Source organism: Limnohabitans sp. DM1 (assembly GCF_001269385.1).
GTDB lineage: Bacteria > Pseudomonadota > Gammaproteobacteria > Burkholderiales > Burkholderiaceae_C > Limnohabitans_A.
The window spans coordinates 1-14,754 of the sequence record NZ_CXOO01000023.1 but is presented as its reverse complement, the minus strand read 5'-3'; the positions used below and the strand labels follow the sequence as shown (position 1 = coordinate 14,754).

17 protein-coding genes are annotated in these 14,754 nt (G+C 61.4%); 13 read left to right on the top strand and 4 right to left on the bottom strand.

Features of this window, described 5'->3' with window-relative positions; all coding sequences use genetic code 11:
- Window positions 1-25: 25 nt before the first annotated feature.
- The 12 genes from bchM to AMM33_RS09145 all read left to right on the top strand — a co-directional run bounded on the left by bchM (window position 26) and on the right by AMM33_RS09145 (window position 12,010).
- On the top strand, window positions 26-733 hold the full coding sequence (gene bchM, locus AMM33_RS09200) for a magnesium protoporphyrin IX methyltransferase (protein WP_090140625.1): 708 nt from the start codon (window positions 26-28) through the stop codon (window positions 731-733).
- Complete coding sequence (locus AMM33_RS09195) at window positions 730-2,187, top strand: BCD family MFS transporter (RefSeq protein ID WP_090140623.1); 1,458 nt, start codon at window positions 730-732, stop codon at window positions 2,185-2,187. Before bchM ends, AMM33_RS09195 begins: the two co-directional genes overlap by 4 nt.
- A gap of 28 nt (window positions 2,188-2,215) precedes the next feature.
- Window positions 2,216-2,980 (top strand): photosynthetic reaction center subunit H, encoded by a 765-nt coding sequence (gene puhA, locus AMM33_RS09190; RefSeq protein ID WP_090140621.1) that lies wholly within the window; start codon window positions 2,216-2,218, stop codon window positions 2,978-2,980.
- Window positions 2,977-3,630: a photosynthetic complex putative assembly protein PuhB gene (gene puhB, locus AMM33_RS09185; RefSeq protein WP_090140617.1), complete on the top strand. Its 654-nt coding sequence runs from the start codon at window positions 2,977-2,979 to the stop codon at window positions 3,628-3,630. The genes puhA and puhB overlap by 4 nt, the downstream gene beginning before the upstream one ends.
- Window positions 3,627-4,109, top strand: a complete 483-nt coding sequence (puhC, locus tag AMM33_RS09180) for a photosynthetic complex assembly protein PuhC (RefSeq protein WP_090140615.1) — start codon at window positions 3,627-3,629, stop codon at window positions 4,107-4,109. The genes puhB and puhC overlap by 4 nt, the downstream gene beginning before the upstream one ends.
- A gap of 29 nt (window positions 4,110-4,138) precedes the next feature.
- Entirely contained in the window at window positions 4,139-5,221 is a 1,083-nt protein-coding gene (gene acsF / locus AMM33_RS09175; RefSeq protein ID WP_090140613.1) for a magnesium-protoporphyrin IX monomethyl ester (oxidative) cyclase, read from the top strand.
- Window positions 5,215-6,000 carry a putative photosynthetic complex assembly protein PuhE gene (gene puhE / locus AMM33_RS09170; RefSeq protein WP_090140611.1) on the top strand — a complete coding sequence of 262 codons (786 nt, stop codon included), beginning with the start codon at window positions 5,215-5,217 and terminating at the stop codon, window positions 5,998-6,000. The genes acsF and puhE overlap by 7 nt, the downstream gene beginning before the upstream one ends.
- A gap of 9 nt (window positions 6,001-6,009) precedes the next feature.
- Window positions 6,010-7,581, top strand: a complete 1,572-nt coding sequence (locus AMM33_RS09165; protein ID WP_228768040.1) for a phytoene desaturase — start codon at window positions 6,010-6,012, stop codon at window positions 7,579-7,581.
- Entirely contained in the window at window positions 7,568-8,662 is a 1,095-nt protein-coding gene (locus tag AMM33_RS09160) for a phytoene/squalene synthase family protein (RefSeq protein WP_090140609.1), read from the top strand. The genes AMM33_RS09165 and AMM33_RS09160 overlap by 14 nt, the downstream gene beginning before the upstream one ends.
- On the top strand, window positions 8,659-9,102 hold the full coding sequence (locus tag AMM33_RS09155; protein ID WP_090140606.1) for a BLUF domain-containing protein: 444 nt from the start codon (window positions 8,659-8,661) through the stop codon (window positions 9,100-9,102). The genes AMM33_RS09160 and AMM33_RS09155 overlap by 4 nt, the downstream gene beginning before the upstream one ends.
- A gap of 429 nt (window positions 9,103-9,531) precedes the next feature.
- Window positions 9,532-10,632, top strand: coding sequence for a calcium/sodium antiporter (locus AMM33_RS09150; RefSeq protein WP_090140727.1), 1,101 nt, complete (start codon window positions 9,532-9,534; stop codon window positions 10,630-10,632).
- A 214-nt stretch (window positions 10,633-10,846) separates the two neighbouring features.
- On the top strand, window positions 10,847-12,010 hold the full coding sequence (locus AMM33_RS09145) for a serine hydrolase domain-containing protein (RefSeq protein WP_090140602.1): 1,164 nt from the start codon (window positions 10,847-10,849) through the stop codon (window positions 12,008-12,010).
- Between the two features lie 126 nt (window positions 12,011-12,136).
- Here AMM33_RS09145 and AMM33_RS09140 read toward each other — a convergent pair whose 3' ends face one another.
- Window positions 12,137-12,685 carry an HD domain-containing protein gene (locus tag AMM33_RS09140; RefSeq protein ID WP_369802424.1) on the bottom strand — a complete coding sequence of 183 codons (549 nt, stop codon included), beginning with the start codon at window positions 12,683-12,685 and terminating at the stop codon, window positions 12,137-12,139.
- A gap of 310 nt (window positions 12,686-12,995) precedes the next feature.
- On the opposite strand from AMM33_RS09140, the gene AMM33_RS09130 reads away from it, so the two are divergent.
- Window positions 12,996-13,322, top strand: coding sequence for an XRE family transcriptional regulator (locus tag AMM33_RS09130; RefSeq protein WP_090140600.1), 327 nt, complete (start codon window positions 12,996-12,998; stop codon window positions 13,320-13,322).
- 53 nt (window positions 13,323-13,375) lie between these two features.
- Here the strand turns inward: AMM33_RS09130 and AMM33_RS09125 are convergent, their stop codons facing one another.
- The 3 genes from AMM33_RS09125 to AMM33_RS09115 form a co-directional block, all read right to left on the bottom strand.
- A complete protein-coding gene (locus AMM33_RS09125) occupies window positions 13,376-13,642 on the bottom strand; it encodes a hypothetical protein (RefSeq protein WP_090140597.1) in 267 nt (88 codons plus the stop codon).
- A gap of 74 nt (window positions 13,643-13,716) precedes the next feature.
- Window positions 13,717-13,983 (bottom strand): hypothetical protein, encoded by a 267-nt coding sequence (locus tag AMM33_RS09120; RefSeq protein ID WP_194945355.1) that lies wholly within the window; start codon window positions 13,981-13,983, stop codon window positions 13,717-13,719.
- Between the two features lie 396 nt (window positions 13,984-14,379).
- Window positions 14,380-14,754 (bottom strand): transposase (locus AMM33_RS09115; RefSeq protein WP_194945354.1); only part of this gene is annotated, 375 nt, incomplete at its 5' end.

Here is a 14,754-nt window from a genome sequence, read left to right as displayed (position 1 = left end):
CCAAAACTCGCACAGAAAGCACGCCATGAATACCACCGCCTACGAACAACGCCGCAGCCAGATCGAGCACTACTTTGACCGCACCGCGGCCGATGCCTGGGCGCGCCTGACCTCGAACGAGCCGGTGGGCCGCATCCGCGCCACCGTGCGCGCCGGGCGCGACACCATGCGCGAAACCCTGCTGTCGTGGCTGCCTCAAGACCTGCGCGGCCTGCGCGTGCTGGACGCCGGTTGCGGCACCGGCGCTCTGGCCCTGCAAGCGGCCCTGCGCGGGGCCGAAGTGGTGGCGATTGATTTGTCACCCACCTTGGTCAAGCTTGCTGCCGAACGCATGGCCGCAGAGCACCCCTCCCTGCCCGGCTCGGTGGAGTTTTTGTCAGGCGACATGCTCAGCCCCGACTTGGGCCACTTCGACCATGTGGTGTGCATGGACTCGCTGATCCACTACGACAGTGACCAAATCGCCGAAGCGCTGGCCGGTTTGGCCCAACGCACCCGCGGCTCCATGGCCTTCACGTTTGCGCCGCGCACACCCCTCTTGGCCCTGATGCACAGCGCGGGCCGCCTGTTTCCGCGCAGCGACCGCTCACCGTCACTCTCGCCCGTGGCGCACGCTGATTTGCTGCAGCGCATGCAAAACCACCTGGATTTGCAGGGCTGGCAAGGCGCGCGCATGCAGCGCGTGGCCAGCGGCTTTTACACCTCACAAGCCTGGGAGTGGACCCGCTCATGAAACTGCGTGTCCCCATGCCCCGCTGGTTCACGGCCTACGGCACGCGCTTCATGCCGTTTGCCGGCGCGGCCTCGCCTGAGCTGCCGATGGCGCGCTTGCTGCGCCTGTCGCTGTTCCAGGTGGTGATCGGCATGGTGACAGCGCTCTTGGTGGGCACACTCAACCGGGTCATGATCGTGGAGCTGCAAGTGCCCGCCTGGTGGGTCGCCTTGGCGGTCGCCATCCCCATGGTTTTTGCGCCGCTGCGCACCTTGATCGGTTACCGCAGCGACACGCACCCCTCGGCTTTGGGGCTGCGCCGCATTCCGTATTTGTGGACCGGCACCTTGCTGCTGTTTGGCGGCCTGTCCATCATGCCGTTTGCCTTATTGCTCTTGTCCGAACCAGAAGCTGCCAACCTGTGGGTGGGTCAGTTGGGTGCTGGCTTGGCTTTTGTGATGGTGGGCGCGGGCATCCAGGTCACGCAAACCGCTGGCATGGCGCTCGCCCACGACTTGGCCACAGACGACAAACGCCCCCGCGTGGTGGCCTTGCTCTACAGCATGCTCTTGGTGGGCATGATCGCCAGCAGCGCAGTGTTCGGCCTGGTGCTCAGTGACTTCAGCCCGCAAAAACTCATCCAGCTGGTGCAAGGCTGCGCGGTCATGGTGGCGGTGATGAACCTGGCCTCGCTGTGGAAACAAGAGGCACGGAGCGCCAAGCGCGGACGCCGCGAAGCCGGGGGCTTTGCCAGCAGTTGGAAAGACCTGATCGCCCAGCCGCAAATGCGCCGCTTTTTGTGGACGCTGGCTCTGGGCACTTTCGCCTTCAACATGCAAGACATCGTGCTGGAGCCCTACGCTGCCGAGATTTTGAAACTTGACGTGGGCGCCACCAGCGCCCTCACGGCCTTGAGTGCCGGTGGCGCTTTGTTGGCTTTCCTGGTGTCAGCCCGCTGGTTGTCAGGCGGCATGCACGCCTGCCGCCTGGCCAGTCTGGGTGTGCTGCTGGGCTTGCCCGCTTTTGCCATGGTGATTTTTTCGGGCCCGCTCGAAGCGGCCTGGATGTTCCGCATCGGCGTGGGCCTGATCGGTTTCAGCGGCGGTTTGTTTTCGGTGGGCATGCTGGTCACGGCCATGGGTATGGCGGCGGACGGAAGCCCCCTGGGCCACCTGGGCGGTCTGGTCATCGGCACCTGGGGGGCTGTGCAAGCCACCAGCGCGGGCGCGGCAATGGCACTGGGCGGGGCTTTGCGCGACAGCGTGTCGGTGCTGGCCATGTCCGGCGCTTTGGGCGAGGTGCTGGTCACCCCCATCACCGCCTACAGCTTCGTTTACCACCTGGAAATGTATTTGTTGTTTGTCGTGCTGGTGGCCCTGGGCCCCATGCTGCGCGCGAGCCGTTTGGCCGCACGCGCAGAAGTCCCAAAAACCGGCCCCCCCCAACCCTTTGGCCTGGCGCAACTGCCGGGCTGATGCACCGATTTTTTGAAGGAGAACAGCCATGGAAACAGGCGCAATCACCCAGTACATCGATGTGGCCCAAATCGTGTTGTACATGTTTTGGGCATTCTTTGCGGGTCTGATTTACTACCTCTTGCGTGAAAACCACCGCGAGGGTTACCCCATGGATTCGGGCCGCGAAAACGGTCCCAAGATCGAAGGCTGGCCACCCGTGCCCGAACCCAAGACGTTCAAAACACAAGACGGCCACACTTACTTGTCGCCCGATTTGGCACGACCCGATGGTGAGTACAGTGCGCAGCCCACCCACGGCTGGAATGGCGCACCGCTGGAACCCGTGGGCGACCCCCTGCTGGCAGGCGTGGGCCCAGGCGCCTGGGCCATGCGCGCCGACATCCCCGATGCGGACCCACACGGTCACCCCAAAATCGTGCCCCTGCGCGTAGCGGCTGACCATTCGGTGGCCAAACAGGACGTGGACCCGCGTGGTTTGCCCGTTTGGGGCGCTGACAAGGTGGTGGCGGGCACCGTGGTGGACCTTTGGGTTGACCGCATGGAGATGATGTTCCGTTACGCCGAAGTGCAACTGGCAGGCTCAGATAAACGCGTGCTGCTGCCCATGACGTTTGCGCGCATCAAAAAAGACGGCACGCATGTGCAGGCCATTTTGGGCCACCAGTTTGTGAATGTGCCGCAAACCAAATCGAACGAGCAGATCACCTTGCTCGAAGAAGAAAAAATCACCGCCTACTACGGCGCGGGCACCTTGTACGCCACCCCTGAGCGTCAGGAACCCATCATATGAAAGCCACCCACGAACACGAGTGGGAAGCCGCCCCAGGCCTGCCCAGCGCCCTGCCCCCGGGCGAGCGCGTGGTCTGGCAGGGCGCACCCGACTGGAAGCGCCTGGCCATCCACGCCTTCCATGTGCGCAAGGTCGCGCTGTACTTCGCGCTCATGCTCGCGGTGCAGGCCATCAACCTCACGGCGCCCGAGGGACGGGTGGATTGGAAACCTCTGGTCGTGGCCGCCAGCCTCTATGCCCTGGCCTTGGCGCTCCTCTTGGGCACGGCCTGGATGTCGGCGCGCAGCACGCTCTACACCCTCACCAACAAGCGCGTGGTCATGCGCATCGGCATCGTGCTCACGCTGACCTTCAACCTGCCCTTCAAACGCATCGCGGGTGCATCACTCAAGACCCAAGGCGCGGGCACGGGAGACATCGCGCTGGCCTTGCACCCCGAAGACCGCATCGGCTGGGCCCACCTGTGGCCACACCAGCGCGCTTGGCATGTGACACAACCCCAGCCCACTTTGCGCTGCGTGCCGGACAGCCAACAAGTCGGCGAGCAACTGCTGAACCTGTGGCGTGCCGAACGTGCGGGCCAAAGCCTGCACTTGGGAGACGTTCCCGTCAGCACCACCCATACACCCAAGCACGGCATGCTGGCATGAACACCCTGCCCCAACACGACTGGCAGCCCAGCCGCAAAACGCCTCAGGCCCAGGGCCTGAACCGGCCCATGGCCTGGATCGGCGTGATGCTGCTGGCCATGCTGGTGGCCGTGGGCCTGGCCCGCTGGTCGGGCCTGGACCCGCGCACACCCGACGCTGCCGTGCAGTGGCAGCGCGACCTGCAGTTTCGCGACCTGCCCAGTGGCGACATCGCCGTGATGGACCACCGCACCGGGCAAAAAGTGGCTGTGTTTTCTGGCGAGCAAGGCTTTTTGCGCAGCACCTTGCGCGCACTGGCCCGTGAACGCCAGCGCGAAAGCCTGGGCAAAGAAGCCCCCTTTTTGTTGATCGGCCGCACCGATGGCCGCCTGACCTTGCAAGACCCCAGCACCGGCCAGCGCATTGACCTGGAGTCCTTTGGGCCCAGCAACGCGGCGGTGTTTGCCAGTCTGAGACTGGCCGGCCCAACAGCCCCCTGACCTTGAATTTTTCTGCACCGGAGAACCCCATGACCGCCACCGTTGTCCACACCATCGAAACCGCTGAAGACGCCAACAAAAAAGCCGTGCACGACGACATGATCAGTCCGCGCTTTTACACCACCGACTTCGCTGCCATGGACCGCATCAGCGTCGAGCCGGTGCGCGCCGAATGGGACAGGATGATGGCCGAGTACGAGGGCGACAACAACCACGACCACTTCCAGCGCGACGAAGCATTTGCGGGCGAAGTCGCCTCTGGCATGGCCAGCCTGTCACCCGAAATGCGCCAGGAATTCATGGACTTTCTGGTCAGCTCCCTCACGTCGGAGTTTTCCGGTTGTGTGCTTTACAACGAGATCCGCAAGAACGTCACCAACCCCGACATCAAGCAGCTGATGACCTATTTGGCACGCGACGAATCGCGCCATGCGGGCTTCATCAACCTGTCGCTGCGCGACTTCAACTTAGGCATCGACCTGGGCAACTTGAAGCGCACCAAGAAATACACCTTCTTCAAGCCCAAATACATTTACTACGCGACCTACCTGTCGGAAAAGATCGGTTACGCCCGCTACATCACCATCTTCCGCCAACTCGAAAAGCACCCCGAAAAACGCTTTCACCCCATCTTTCGCTGGTTCGAGCTGTGGTGCAACGACGAGTTCCGCCATGGCGAATCGTTTGCGCTGATCATGCGCGCCAACCCCAAGTTGCTCAGCGGCGGCAACAAGCTCTGGATTCGCTTTTTCTTGCTGGCCGTGTACGCCACCATGTACGTGCGTGACCACACCCGACCCATGCTGCACGAAGCCATGGGCCTGGATTCGAGCGAGTACGACTACCAGGTGTTCCGCATCACCACCGAGATCACCAAGCAGGTCTTCCCTTTGGCGCTCGACACCGACAAACCCGACTTCCGCCGGGGTCTGGAGCGCCTGTTTGCCCTGTCGCAAGCCATGGCCAAAGCCAAGACCCGCGGCGGCGTGGTGGGTAAATTGCAGCAAGGCGTGTGCGCTGTGAAAGCCGCCGCCACCTTTGCCCGCCTGTACTTCATGCCCGTGATTGCCCAAGACCTGTCGCCCCAGGTGCGCATGGAACCGGCATGGTGACTGAAGTCGTTTGGGCCTGCGTGTTCACGGCCCTGTGCTGGTGGCTCGGCACGGGCGTGATCCTGTGGCTCGACCGGCTGCCTGCGCGCAGCTTCCGTTTCAGCCTGGCCGGCTGGACGGTGCTCTTGGCTTTAAGTTTTTGGGGCGTCGCCCACAGCATGCAAGAGGTCAGCGTGTTCAACGCCTACCTCGCCTTTGGCAGCGTGATTGTCATGTGGGGTTGGCACGAGCTGGCCTTTTTGACCGGCTGGATCACCGGTCCGCGCAAAACCCCATTGGACCCCGGAACCACGGGATGGCCGCGTTTTGTGCAATCTGTGCAAGTCATGCTCTACCACGAGCTGGCCTTGCTGGCCAACTTCGCCGTGCTCTGGTGGATGCAAGAGCGTCAGCCCAGCCATGTGGCCATTTGCACCTTTGCGCTGCTGTGGTGCATGCGCCTGTCGGCCAAACTGAATTTGTTTTTTGGCGTGCCACAAAACGGCGCGCAATACCTGCCCGATCACCTCAAATACCTCGCCAGTTATTTCCGAACCACCAGCGGCATGTCGCTGTGGTTCGTGCTGTCGATGGGCGTGGCCATGGGCACCTGGTTCTGGTTGGTTTGGCTGGCGCAACAAGGCGCGGTGGCCATCACCACCGGCTGGGTCATGCTGGCCACTTTGCTGGGCCTCGCGATCGTTGAACACATCATCATGATTTTTCCTTGGCCACTGGAGCGGCTGTGGGGTTGGGCCATGGGCCAGACCACCAAACCGGCTTTGACCACACCCCCTTGAAGGCCCACCATGAACACCATCACACACGCTTACCGCTCTGAAGGTTTCGGCATTCCAGCCGCACCCACGGGCACGGATCTGAGCACACCCTCCACGCTGCGCCAGCGCCCGGTGGCGGTGGTCATTGGCAGCGGTTTTGGCGGCCTGGCTGCAGCGATTCGCCTGAGCGTCAAAGGCTACGAGGTCAAGGTCTTTGAAAAACTCGACGCCCCCGGTGGCCGCGCCTATGTGCACCACCAGGACGGCTTCACCTTTGATGCGGGCCCCACCATCATCACCGCGCCTTTTTTGCTTGAAGAGCTGTGGGCGCTGTGCGGCAAAAGCTTTGCGGGCGACGTGAAACTGGTCGCCATGGACCCGTTTTACCGCGTGCGATTTTCTGACGGCACTTGGTTCGACTACAACGGCGACCCCGAGCACATGCGCGCCGAAGTCGCCCGCTTTGAACCCGATGACCTGCCGGGCTACGAACGCTTTTTGGAAGAAGCCGAGCGCTGCAAGACGCTGGGTTTTGAAGGCATGGGGGACATGGCTTTTGACAAAGTCAGCGACCTGATGGCCGCCATCCCCGACTTCTTGCGCATGGGCGCTTGGCGCAGCCTGTACAGCCTGGTGGCCAAGCACATGCGCAACGACAAGCTGCGCATCGTGATGAGCTTTCACCCGCTGCTGATCGGCGGCAACCCCTTTGCCGTGACCTGCGCCTACGCCCTCATCAACTCGCTGGAACGCACCTGGGGCGTGCACTCGGCCATGGGCGGCACTGGGGCGATTGTCAAAGGATTGGTCGGCCTGCTGGAAGAACGCGGCGTGCCGCTGCGTTGCAACGCACCCGTCACGCAAATTCGCATCGAAAACGGCCGTGCCTGTGGCGTCGAACTGCAAAGCGGTGAGTTCGTGCCCGCCGACATCGTGGTCAGCAACGGCGACACCGCCTGGACCTACAAAAACCTGGTGGCCCCCCAGCACCGCCGCGTGTGGACCGACCGCAAGATCGCCAACGGCAAGTACTCCATGGGCCTGTTCGTTTGGTACTTCGGTACCTCCAAGCAGTACAAAGACGTGCCGCACCACATGATGGTGCTGGGCCCGCGCTACAAAGGCCTGCTGCAAGACATCTTCAACAAGCACAAACTGGCGGACGACTTCAGCCTGTACCTTCACCGCCCCACCGCGACCGACCCCTCTTTGGCGCCCGAAGGCTGCGACACCTTTTATGTGCTCTCGCCCGTGCCGCACCTGGACAGCGGCACCGACTGGCCCGCCTTTGCCGAGACCTACCGCGCGGCCATTGCCGAGAGCCTGGAGGCCAGCGTGTTGCCCGGTCTGCGCGACTGCATCGTGACCAGCAAGGTCAGCACACCGCAAGATTTTCAGGACAACTTGTGGTCTTACAAAGGCGCAGGCTTTGGTCTGGAGCCTTTGCTGCTGCAAAGCGCGTGGTTCCGTCCGCACAACCGCAGCGAAGACGTGCCGGGCTTGTTTGTGGTGGGCGCCAGCACGCACCCGGGCGCGGGCGTGCCGGGTGTGCTCATGTCGGCCAAAGCTTTGGAAACGGTGGTCCCCCATGTCAAGGTCTGAACGCACCCCCAACGCCGTGAGTTTGCAAGAACTCGACTTCGACTCGCAAGACCTGCAGGCCTGCGTGGCCATGATGCAGGGCGGCTCCAAAACCTTTTTTGCCGCCAGCCGCCTGCTGCCGCCGCGTGTGCGCACAGCGGCCATCGCGCTTTACGCCTTTTGCCGTGTGGCCGACGACCTGGTGGACGAAGCCGCTGCGGGCGACACCCCGCTCGATGTGCTGCAAGAGCGCCTGGACGCCATCTATGCCGGCACCCCACATGACCATGTGGAAGACCACGCGCTCAGCCTAGTGGTGCAGCAGTACAAACTGCCGCGCCATTTGCTGGACGCCCTCATCGAAGGCTTTGCCTGGGACGCCGGCGGCCGCAGCTACGACAGCATCGAAGACCTGCACGCCTATGGCGCCCGCGTGGCGGGCAGTGTGGGCGCGATGATGAGTTGGATCATGGGCCCACAAAGCATGGACACGCTGGCCCGTGCCTGCGAGTTGGGTGTGGCCATGCAGCTCACCAACATCGCGCGCGACGTGGGGCACGATGCCAGCATCGGCCGCCTGTACCTGCCGCGCCGCTGGCTGGTGGAAGCCGGTGTTCAGCCCGAAGCCTGGATGGCCCAGCCCAGCTTCACCCCCGCCATTGCACAGGTGGTGGCGCGTTTGCTCGACGAAGCCGACCGCCTGTACAAGCAAGCGCATTCGGGCATTGCCGCGCTGCCGCCCGACTGCCGCGCCGCCATTTGCGCGGCCAGCATGATCTACGCCGAAATCGGCCACCAGCTGCGCCGCGAAGGCCTGGACTCGGTCAACAAGCGCACGGTTGTGAGCACCACACGCAAGCTCATGCTGCTGGCCAGCGCCTGGACCCAGGTGCACTGGATCCGCGTGGCCGACCACAGCCCCGCGCCGCTGGCCGCCATCGTGGGCCTGGTGCAAGGCTGCCGCGACGCCGCCCAGCAAACCGGCAACAAAGCGTACTTTCCGAACCGGGCCATGCCCCAACGCGTGGCCTGGATGCTCAACCTGTTCGAGCGCCGCGAAACCGAGCGCCTGGACCGCAACGCACTGCGTCAAAACCCATGAGGGTGCCCAGCCACAGCATCAATGTGCGCCTGCTGTACGTGAGCCGCGCCGTCGGCCCACAAACCACCACGATGACCACCACCATCTTGGCGCAAGCCCAAGCCCACAACGCCGCGCAAGGCATCACGGGTGTGCTGTGCCAAGGTCAAGGCTTTTTCTTTCAGGTGATTGAAGGCGAGCGCAGCAAGGTCAACGCGCTGTACCGCCGCATCAGTGCCGACACACGCCATCAGGACGTGGACATCCTGCACTACGAAGAAATCCACGAACGCCGCTTTGGCCAATGGTCCATGGCCCTGGTGCACCTGTCGGTGGACGACCCCATGGTCAAACTGCACCACCCCGACTTCGACCCCTACTCCGCCTCAGGCCCCCAAGTCATGCAGCAGGTGCTGGACTTGCTGGAGTCGGGGCAGCCGATTCGGATGCCTGCTTATTGAACTGTTCTGAATCAACAAACAGTGCGGCAGGCGTCAACTCCCCATCCTCAAAAATGTGTTGGATGTGCTCGCTGAGCGTGCCCTTGGTCTGATCGAGCAGCTCGGTCAGCTGCTTGTTTGTCTGTCAAAGAGTGGCTTTTTCAGCACCACCGTGATCTGGGTTTTGCCCCCTCGGTCTGGTCAATCAACAACTCGCTCATCACAGGCTCCGCAAGGTTTTGCGCCCGGCCAGCTGGTGATGGGCCTTCAGTACGGAAGGCAACACTTCGAGAACCCGGTCTGTTCCTGCGTGACGGACAAACGTCACAGGGCCAGGGCAAAAATGTAAAAAACCCGATTTGTGTGTCCGTCGGGTTTTTCAAAGTCTTCAAGCCAATCCCGATGCTGGTTATGCTCATCCCCTCATGTCTTTGAGGGGGCGTTCCAATGATCCACTTGCTGTTGTTTGTCGCCGGGCTGGTTTGTCTGGTGGTGGGGGCCAATTTGCTGGTGCGTGGCGCGAGCAAGCTGGCGCTGTCGTTTGGCATTTCGCCCTTGGTGGTGGGCTTGACCATCGTAGCCTTTGGCACCAGTGCGCCCGAGGTGGCGGTGTCGGTGGCCTCTGTGCTGGAGGGCAAGACCGACATGGCCATTGGCAACGTGGTGGGCAGCAACATCTTCAACGTTTTGTTCATCCTGGGCTTGAGTGCTTTGATCGTGCCACTGGTGGTGCACCGTCAGCTGATCCGCCAGGAAGTGCCCATCATGTTTGGCGTGAGCTTGCTCATGGCCTTGATGGCGATGGACGGCCGACTGAATTTGGCAGAGAGCCTGGCGTTGGTGACCTTGATGGTGCTTTACACCGGCTTTTTGGTGGTTCAGTCGCGCCGCGAAACCGCAACAGACAAGGCCTCAGCCCAATCTTCGGCGCAAGGCATTGACGAGTTCGAGGCCGAGTTGCAGGCCTCGCCTGCGGGCGCGTGGGATGCCAAGCTGCCCGCGCAGTTGGCGCTGATCGCCGTGGGTTTGGCTTTGCTGGTGCTGGGCTCGGACTGGCTGGTGGGCGCGGCGGTGGTCTTTGCCAAGGCGCTGGGCGTGAGCGATGTGGTGATTGCGCTGACCATCGTGGCGGCGGGCACCTCCATGCCCGAGGTGGCCACTTCAATCGCGGCAGCCCTTAAGGGCGAGCGCGACATTGCCGTGGGCAATGTGGTGGGCAGCAACATCTTCAACATTTTGGGATGCTTAGGGCTCAGCGGTGTGGTGGCGGGCGGCGCGGGCCTGGTGGTGGCACCGTCTTTGCTGGCTTTCGACATCTGGGTCATGTTGGCCGTGGCACTGGCTTGCCTGCCCATGTTCATCACCGGGGGCGAGATCGCTCGCTGGGAAGGTGGGGTCTTTATCGGTTATTACGTGGCCTATGTCGCCTACCTGATTTTGGCGGCGCAGCAGCACGACGCGCTGGGCGCCTTCAGCAACGTGATGCTGAGTTTTGTGTTGCCGCTGACGATCATCACGCTGGTGGTGTCGGTCGTGCGCAGGCGTGCCTGATCCGGCATGAAAGTCTTGCTTGCCTCACCCGTTGAATGCCCGATACATGGGGGCACGGTGCATTCAGGCTGACACCCGCACTGTCACAACTGCTTACAAAAAAGACCGCCCTGTACAGGCTCCAAAGGCGCGGTTTCGCGGGTTTTCCTTGTTTGTTACCAGGCGGTGGCGCCTTAACTTGAAGTCCCTTGCCTTTTTTTTCAGGAGTGAATACATGGGTATGCAAGACAAGATCGGTGCCGTGCTTTCGCAGGGTGTGCAGCGCGGCGATGTGCCCGGCGTGGTGGCCCTGGTGGCCAACCGCGAGGGCGTGATTTACGAGGGCGCTTTCGGTGAGCGGGCCTTGGGCTCGGGTACGGCCATGACCACCGACACGGTCGGCTGGATCGCCTCCATGACCAAGGCCATCACCTCGGTGGCCGCCTTGCAGTGCGTGGAGCGGGGCTTGCTCAAGCTCGATGAACCGGCCAAAAACGTGTGCCCCCAACTGGGCCAGGTGGGCGTGCTCACGGGTTTTGATGCCAACGGCCAACCCACCACCCGCCCCCCCAAACGCGACATCACGCTGCGCCAGTTGCTCACGCACTCGGCCGGTTTCAGCTACGAAATCTGGAACACCGACATGCAAAAGGTGCAGGCCGCGCAAGGCATTCCCAGCGTGACCGAATGCAAAAACAAGGCGCTGACTTTGCCTTTGCTGTTCGATCCAGGTGAGGCCTGGGAGTACGGCATCAACATCGACTGGGCCGGCAAGATGATCGAGGCCGCCAGCGGCCAGACCCTGGGCCAGTACCTGAAAGACAACATCCTGGGACCGCTGGGCATGAACAGCACGGCCTTTCGCATCTCGGACGACATGCGCCAGCGCCTGGCCTCGCCCCATTTGCGTGGACCCGATGGGCAGTTGGCGGTGTTTCCCTTCGAGATTCCGCAGGAGCCCGAGTTCGAGATGGGCGGCGGCGGCCTGTACGGCACGGCCGGGGATTACCTGCGCTTTTTGCGCATGGTGCTCAATGGTGGACAGTTGGGCGGCGAGCGCATCATCACCCCCGAGGGAGCGGCCTCGCTGGGCGTGAACCACATGGGGGACTGCCGCGTCTACAACCTCAAAGCGGCCATCCCCTTGACCAATGACGCCGAATTCTTCCCCGGTGTGCCCAAGAGCTGGAGCCTGGCATTCCAGATCAACCACGAGGCCGCCCCCACCGGTCGCCCGGCAGGCGGCATGATGTGGGCGGGTCTGGCCAACTCCTACTACTGGATCGACCCCACAAACGGGCTGGCGGGGGTCTACCTCACGCAAATCTTCCCGTTTGCCGATCACAAGTCGCTGCCGCTGTACCTCGATTTCGAGAAAGCGGTGTACGACGCACGCTGAGGACCGCACGCTTAAATGACAGGGGCACACCGCCAGGTGTTGCCCCTTTTTTAATGGGGTGCTGGGTCAAGACTTGAAAGCCGATCCAACCCAATTCGCCAGCACCCTCGAGACGAATCCGCCGAATCACCCCGCCCCCAACCTCCGCGCATACAGCCCATCAAACACCTCCTCTAACCCCGGATGCACGCCGCGCAGACCTGCGACCACGGCAGCAGCCCAGTCGAAGTAGGCCTGTTTGCGCTCAGGCGACCAATCGGCGGGTGGCGAGGCCAGGATGTCGCGCACATTGCTGATCTTGTCGGCCAGCTTGACCAACTGGGCCTGGGGCGAAATGTGCGGCGCGTGCTCGATCTGCAGCTGCTTGCGCACGGCCTTGTCGAGCGACTTGTCGTCGGTCACCTCCAGCACCACAGACGCCACCTGATCGCCAAACAAGGCCCGCAGCTCGTCGGCCGTGGTCTCGGTGTCCTCGATGGTGTCGTGCAGCACGGCGGCGCAAAGCACCGTCACATCCTGCACGCCGCCCTCGTTGGCCAACACATTGGCCAGCGCAATCGGATGGTTGATATAGGGCGAAGCCTCGGCATCTTTGCGCCTTTGGTTGCGGTGCTTGTCGGCGGCAAAGGCCACGGCTTGGATCAGAGCGGCCAGGGAGTTGGGGGGAGTTTGCATGGGCTCATCTTTTCAAAATAGAGGCAAATCAATTGTCGCCACAACGTCGCGACAATCGCGGAAGCAATTCGCATCGGGGTTGAAATGTTTAAATTAATTCCCTTGACGGAATATTCCATGAAAGTTATGTTGACGCCATGAAATGGGAAGTTGAATACACAGACGAGTTTGGCGATTGGTGGGCTGGATTGTCTGAAGAAGAGCAGATCAGCGTGGCCAGGTGATGCTCGCTGGTATGTCGTGAATGTCCCGCTGGCGGATCGTCTTTATGACGAACACATCGAACAACTTCGAAAGGAAGGAAAGACCCATGGCTAAGAAATTTTCTGATCTTCGCGCACAGATGAAGCCTGAGGCGCTTCAACGCGCCGATGCTGTGGCAAAGACCATGTTGGCCGAAATGCCCTTGAACGAACTGCGTCAGGCCCGAGGCTTGTCACAAAAGATGCTCGCCGAAGTGCTGCATGTCCAGCAGCCCTCCATTGCCAAGATCGAGAAGCGTACCGATATGTACCTCTCAACCTTGCGCAGCCACATCGAGGCCATGGGTGGGGAGTTGGATATCGTCGCCCGCTTTCCGGACGGCTCGGTGAAGATCAGCAACTTCGCCGATTTGGGCAAAACTGCGGCCCTGTGATGCTCGTGGGGCGATGGCGCCTCTAGCTGCACATGGCATAAAACCGAACCGCATCATCGACTCACATACACATCTTTGCCATTGGTCTGCAAAGACACCACCAGCGAGGCCACCACATCGGTGGCTTGCAAGGCCAGCAGCAGCACATACCACCCGGTGCGCACTGCGGGCCAAATGACCACCTGAATGCTGCACGCCAGCAGCAGCACGATGGACAGCAATTGCTCGGCCACCGAGCCGCAGGCGAACAAAGCGGTTTTGATGATGTCGATGCACAGTAGCAACACGCCCACCAACACCAGCACACCGCCGCCCGTCAAGCAGCGGTGCTCGACAAGTCAAAAAAACTTCACGTCAATGAAGTCAATGCCCGCAAACACGAAGAAGTTGTAGATCACAACACACACCCGCAACACGGGCAAGCCAGTTGATGGGCCCCGACTTCTTTGAAGCGCAAACCCGTGTCCACGGGCTGGGCCGATTGCCGCCAATAAGTCACCAGCTTGCCGCCACACAGCACATCCTCCATCAGTCCGCAGGCGGGGCATTGGTGCAGATCACGGTCGCCCACAAAGCCGCCTTGGGCCTTGACTTGGGCGCGGATGGCAGCCAGTTGCGCAACCAAGGCATTCAGTTCTTTCATGTCGTTGGGCTCTAACATTGGCTTTCCTTGGTCGTTTCTTTGGTAGTTTCTTGGTGTTTTCTTGTGGTTTTCTGGATGTTTTCTTGTGGTTTCCAGGGTAGTCGCTCTGGTTTCTGGGGTAGTTCCCATTATTTCTGGGGTAGTTTTTTGTCCAGTCTTCCGGCCAGTCTTCTGGCTAGTTTCCAGGCCAGTTTTTAGGCTAGTTTTCAGACCAGTTTTTTTTGACCAGTCACTGCACGATGACCAAAGTCACTAGAACAATTCCACCAGTCACCAAATCAAGCCCATCACGGGCCGAATAAGCACATTCAATGAACAACCCATCGTGGTCTTTCATCCAATGGACAAGGTTGCTGGCCTGGCCAATCGGCCTCAAACAATCCGATCAAACCTCTTTTTGGGCTCTGATGAATTTCAAGTGGGTTGCCCAGCATGAGGATTGATAGCGTGGAAGTCGAGTCTCCCGGCGATCAAGAAGATGACAGTCTTGATCGTTGTGATTCGCGTAAACCCACGCGCACGACGCTTGGATGCCTGGAACAAACCGTTGATGGCTTCGAGGAATCCGTTGGTCTGGCGTGTCTGCGCCCAGGCCACGATGCCTTCCATATGAGCGCGGATCATCTTGGCAACGTCCTTCATCGGTTCGACCTTGGAGCGCATCACGCATGTGCACCAGTGWTCCAGCATGGTTCGCACAACGTTGATCTGCTTTCGATCAAGGATCTCACGCAACTGCTCTTTGTAGGACCACGCCCTGGCCGTGCGTTTGACGGTCATCTTGGCCAT

What these genes read in the sequence shown, in the direction of transcription:
- bchM (WP_090140625.1), top strand. Translation starts at nt 26, where the DNA reads ATGAATACCACCGCCTACGAACAACGCCGCAGCCAGATCGAGCACTAC.
- AMM33_RS09195 (WP_090140623.1), top strand. Translation starts at nt 730, where the DNA reads ATGAAACTGCGTGTCCCCATGCCCCGCTGGTTCACGGCCTACGGCACG.
- puhA (WP_090140621.1), top strand. Translation starts at nt 2,216, where the DNA reads ATGGAAACAGGCGCAATCACCCAGTACATCGATGTGGCCCAAATCGTG.
- puhB (WP_090140617.1), top strand. Translation starts at nt 2,977, where the DNA reads ATGAAAGCCACCCACGAACACGAGTGGGAAGCCGCCCCAGGCCTGCCC.
- puhC (WP_090140615.1), top strand. Translation starts at nt 3,627, where the DNA reads ATGAACACCCTGCCCCAACACGACTGGCAGCCCAGCCGCAAAACGCCT.
- acsF (WP_090140613.1), top strand. Translation starts at nt 4,139, where the DNA reads ATGACCGCCACCGTTGTCCACACCATCGAAACCGCTGAAGACGCCAAC.
- puhE (WP_090140611.1), top strand. Translation starts at nt 5,215, where the DNA reads ATGGTGACTGAAGTCGTTTGGGCCTGCGTGTTCACGGCCCTGTGCTGG.
- AMM33_RS09165 (WP_228768040.1), top strand. Translation starts at nt 6,010, where the DNA reads ATGAACACCATCACACACGCTTACCGCTCTGAAGGTTTCGGCATTCCA.
- AMM33_RS09160 (WP_090140609.1), top strand. Translation starts at nt 7,568, where the DNA reads ATGTCAAGGTCTGAACGCACCCCCAACGCCGTGAGTTTGCAAGAACTC.
- AMM33_RS09155 (WP_090140606.1), top strand. Translation starts at nt 8,659, where the DNA reads ATGAGGGTGCCCAGCCACAGCATCAATGTGCGCCTGCTGTACGTGAGC.
- AMM33_RS09145 (WP_090140602.1), top strand. Translation starts at nt 10,847, where the DNA reads ATGGGTATGCAAGACAAGATCGGTGCCGTGCTTTCGCAGGGTGTGCAG.
- AMM33_RS09140 (WP_369802424.1), bottom strand. Translation starts at nt 12,685, where the DNA reads ATGCAAACTCCCCCCAACTCCCTGGCCGCTCTGATCCAAGCCGTGGCC.
- AMM33_RS09130 (WP_090140600.1), top strand. Translation starts at nt 12,996, where the DNA reads ATGGCTAAGAAATTTTCTGATCTTCGCGCACAGATGAAGCCTGAGGCG.
- AMM33_RS09120 (WP_194945355.1), bottom strand. Translation starts at nt 13,983, where the DNA reads ATGTTAGAGCCCAACGACATGAAAGAACTGAATGCCTTGGTTGCGCAA.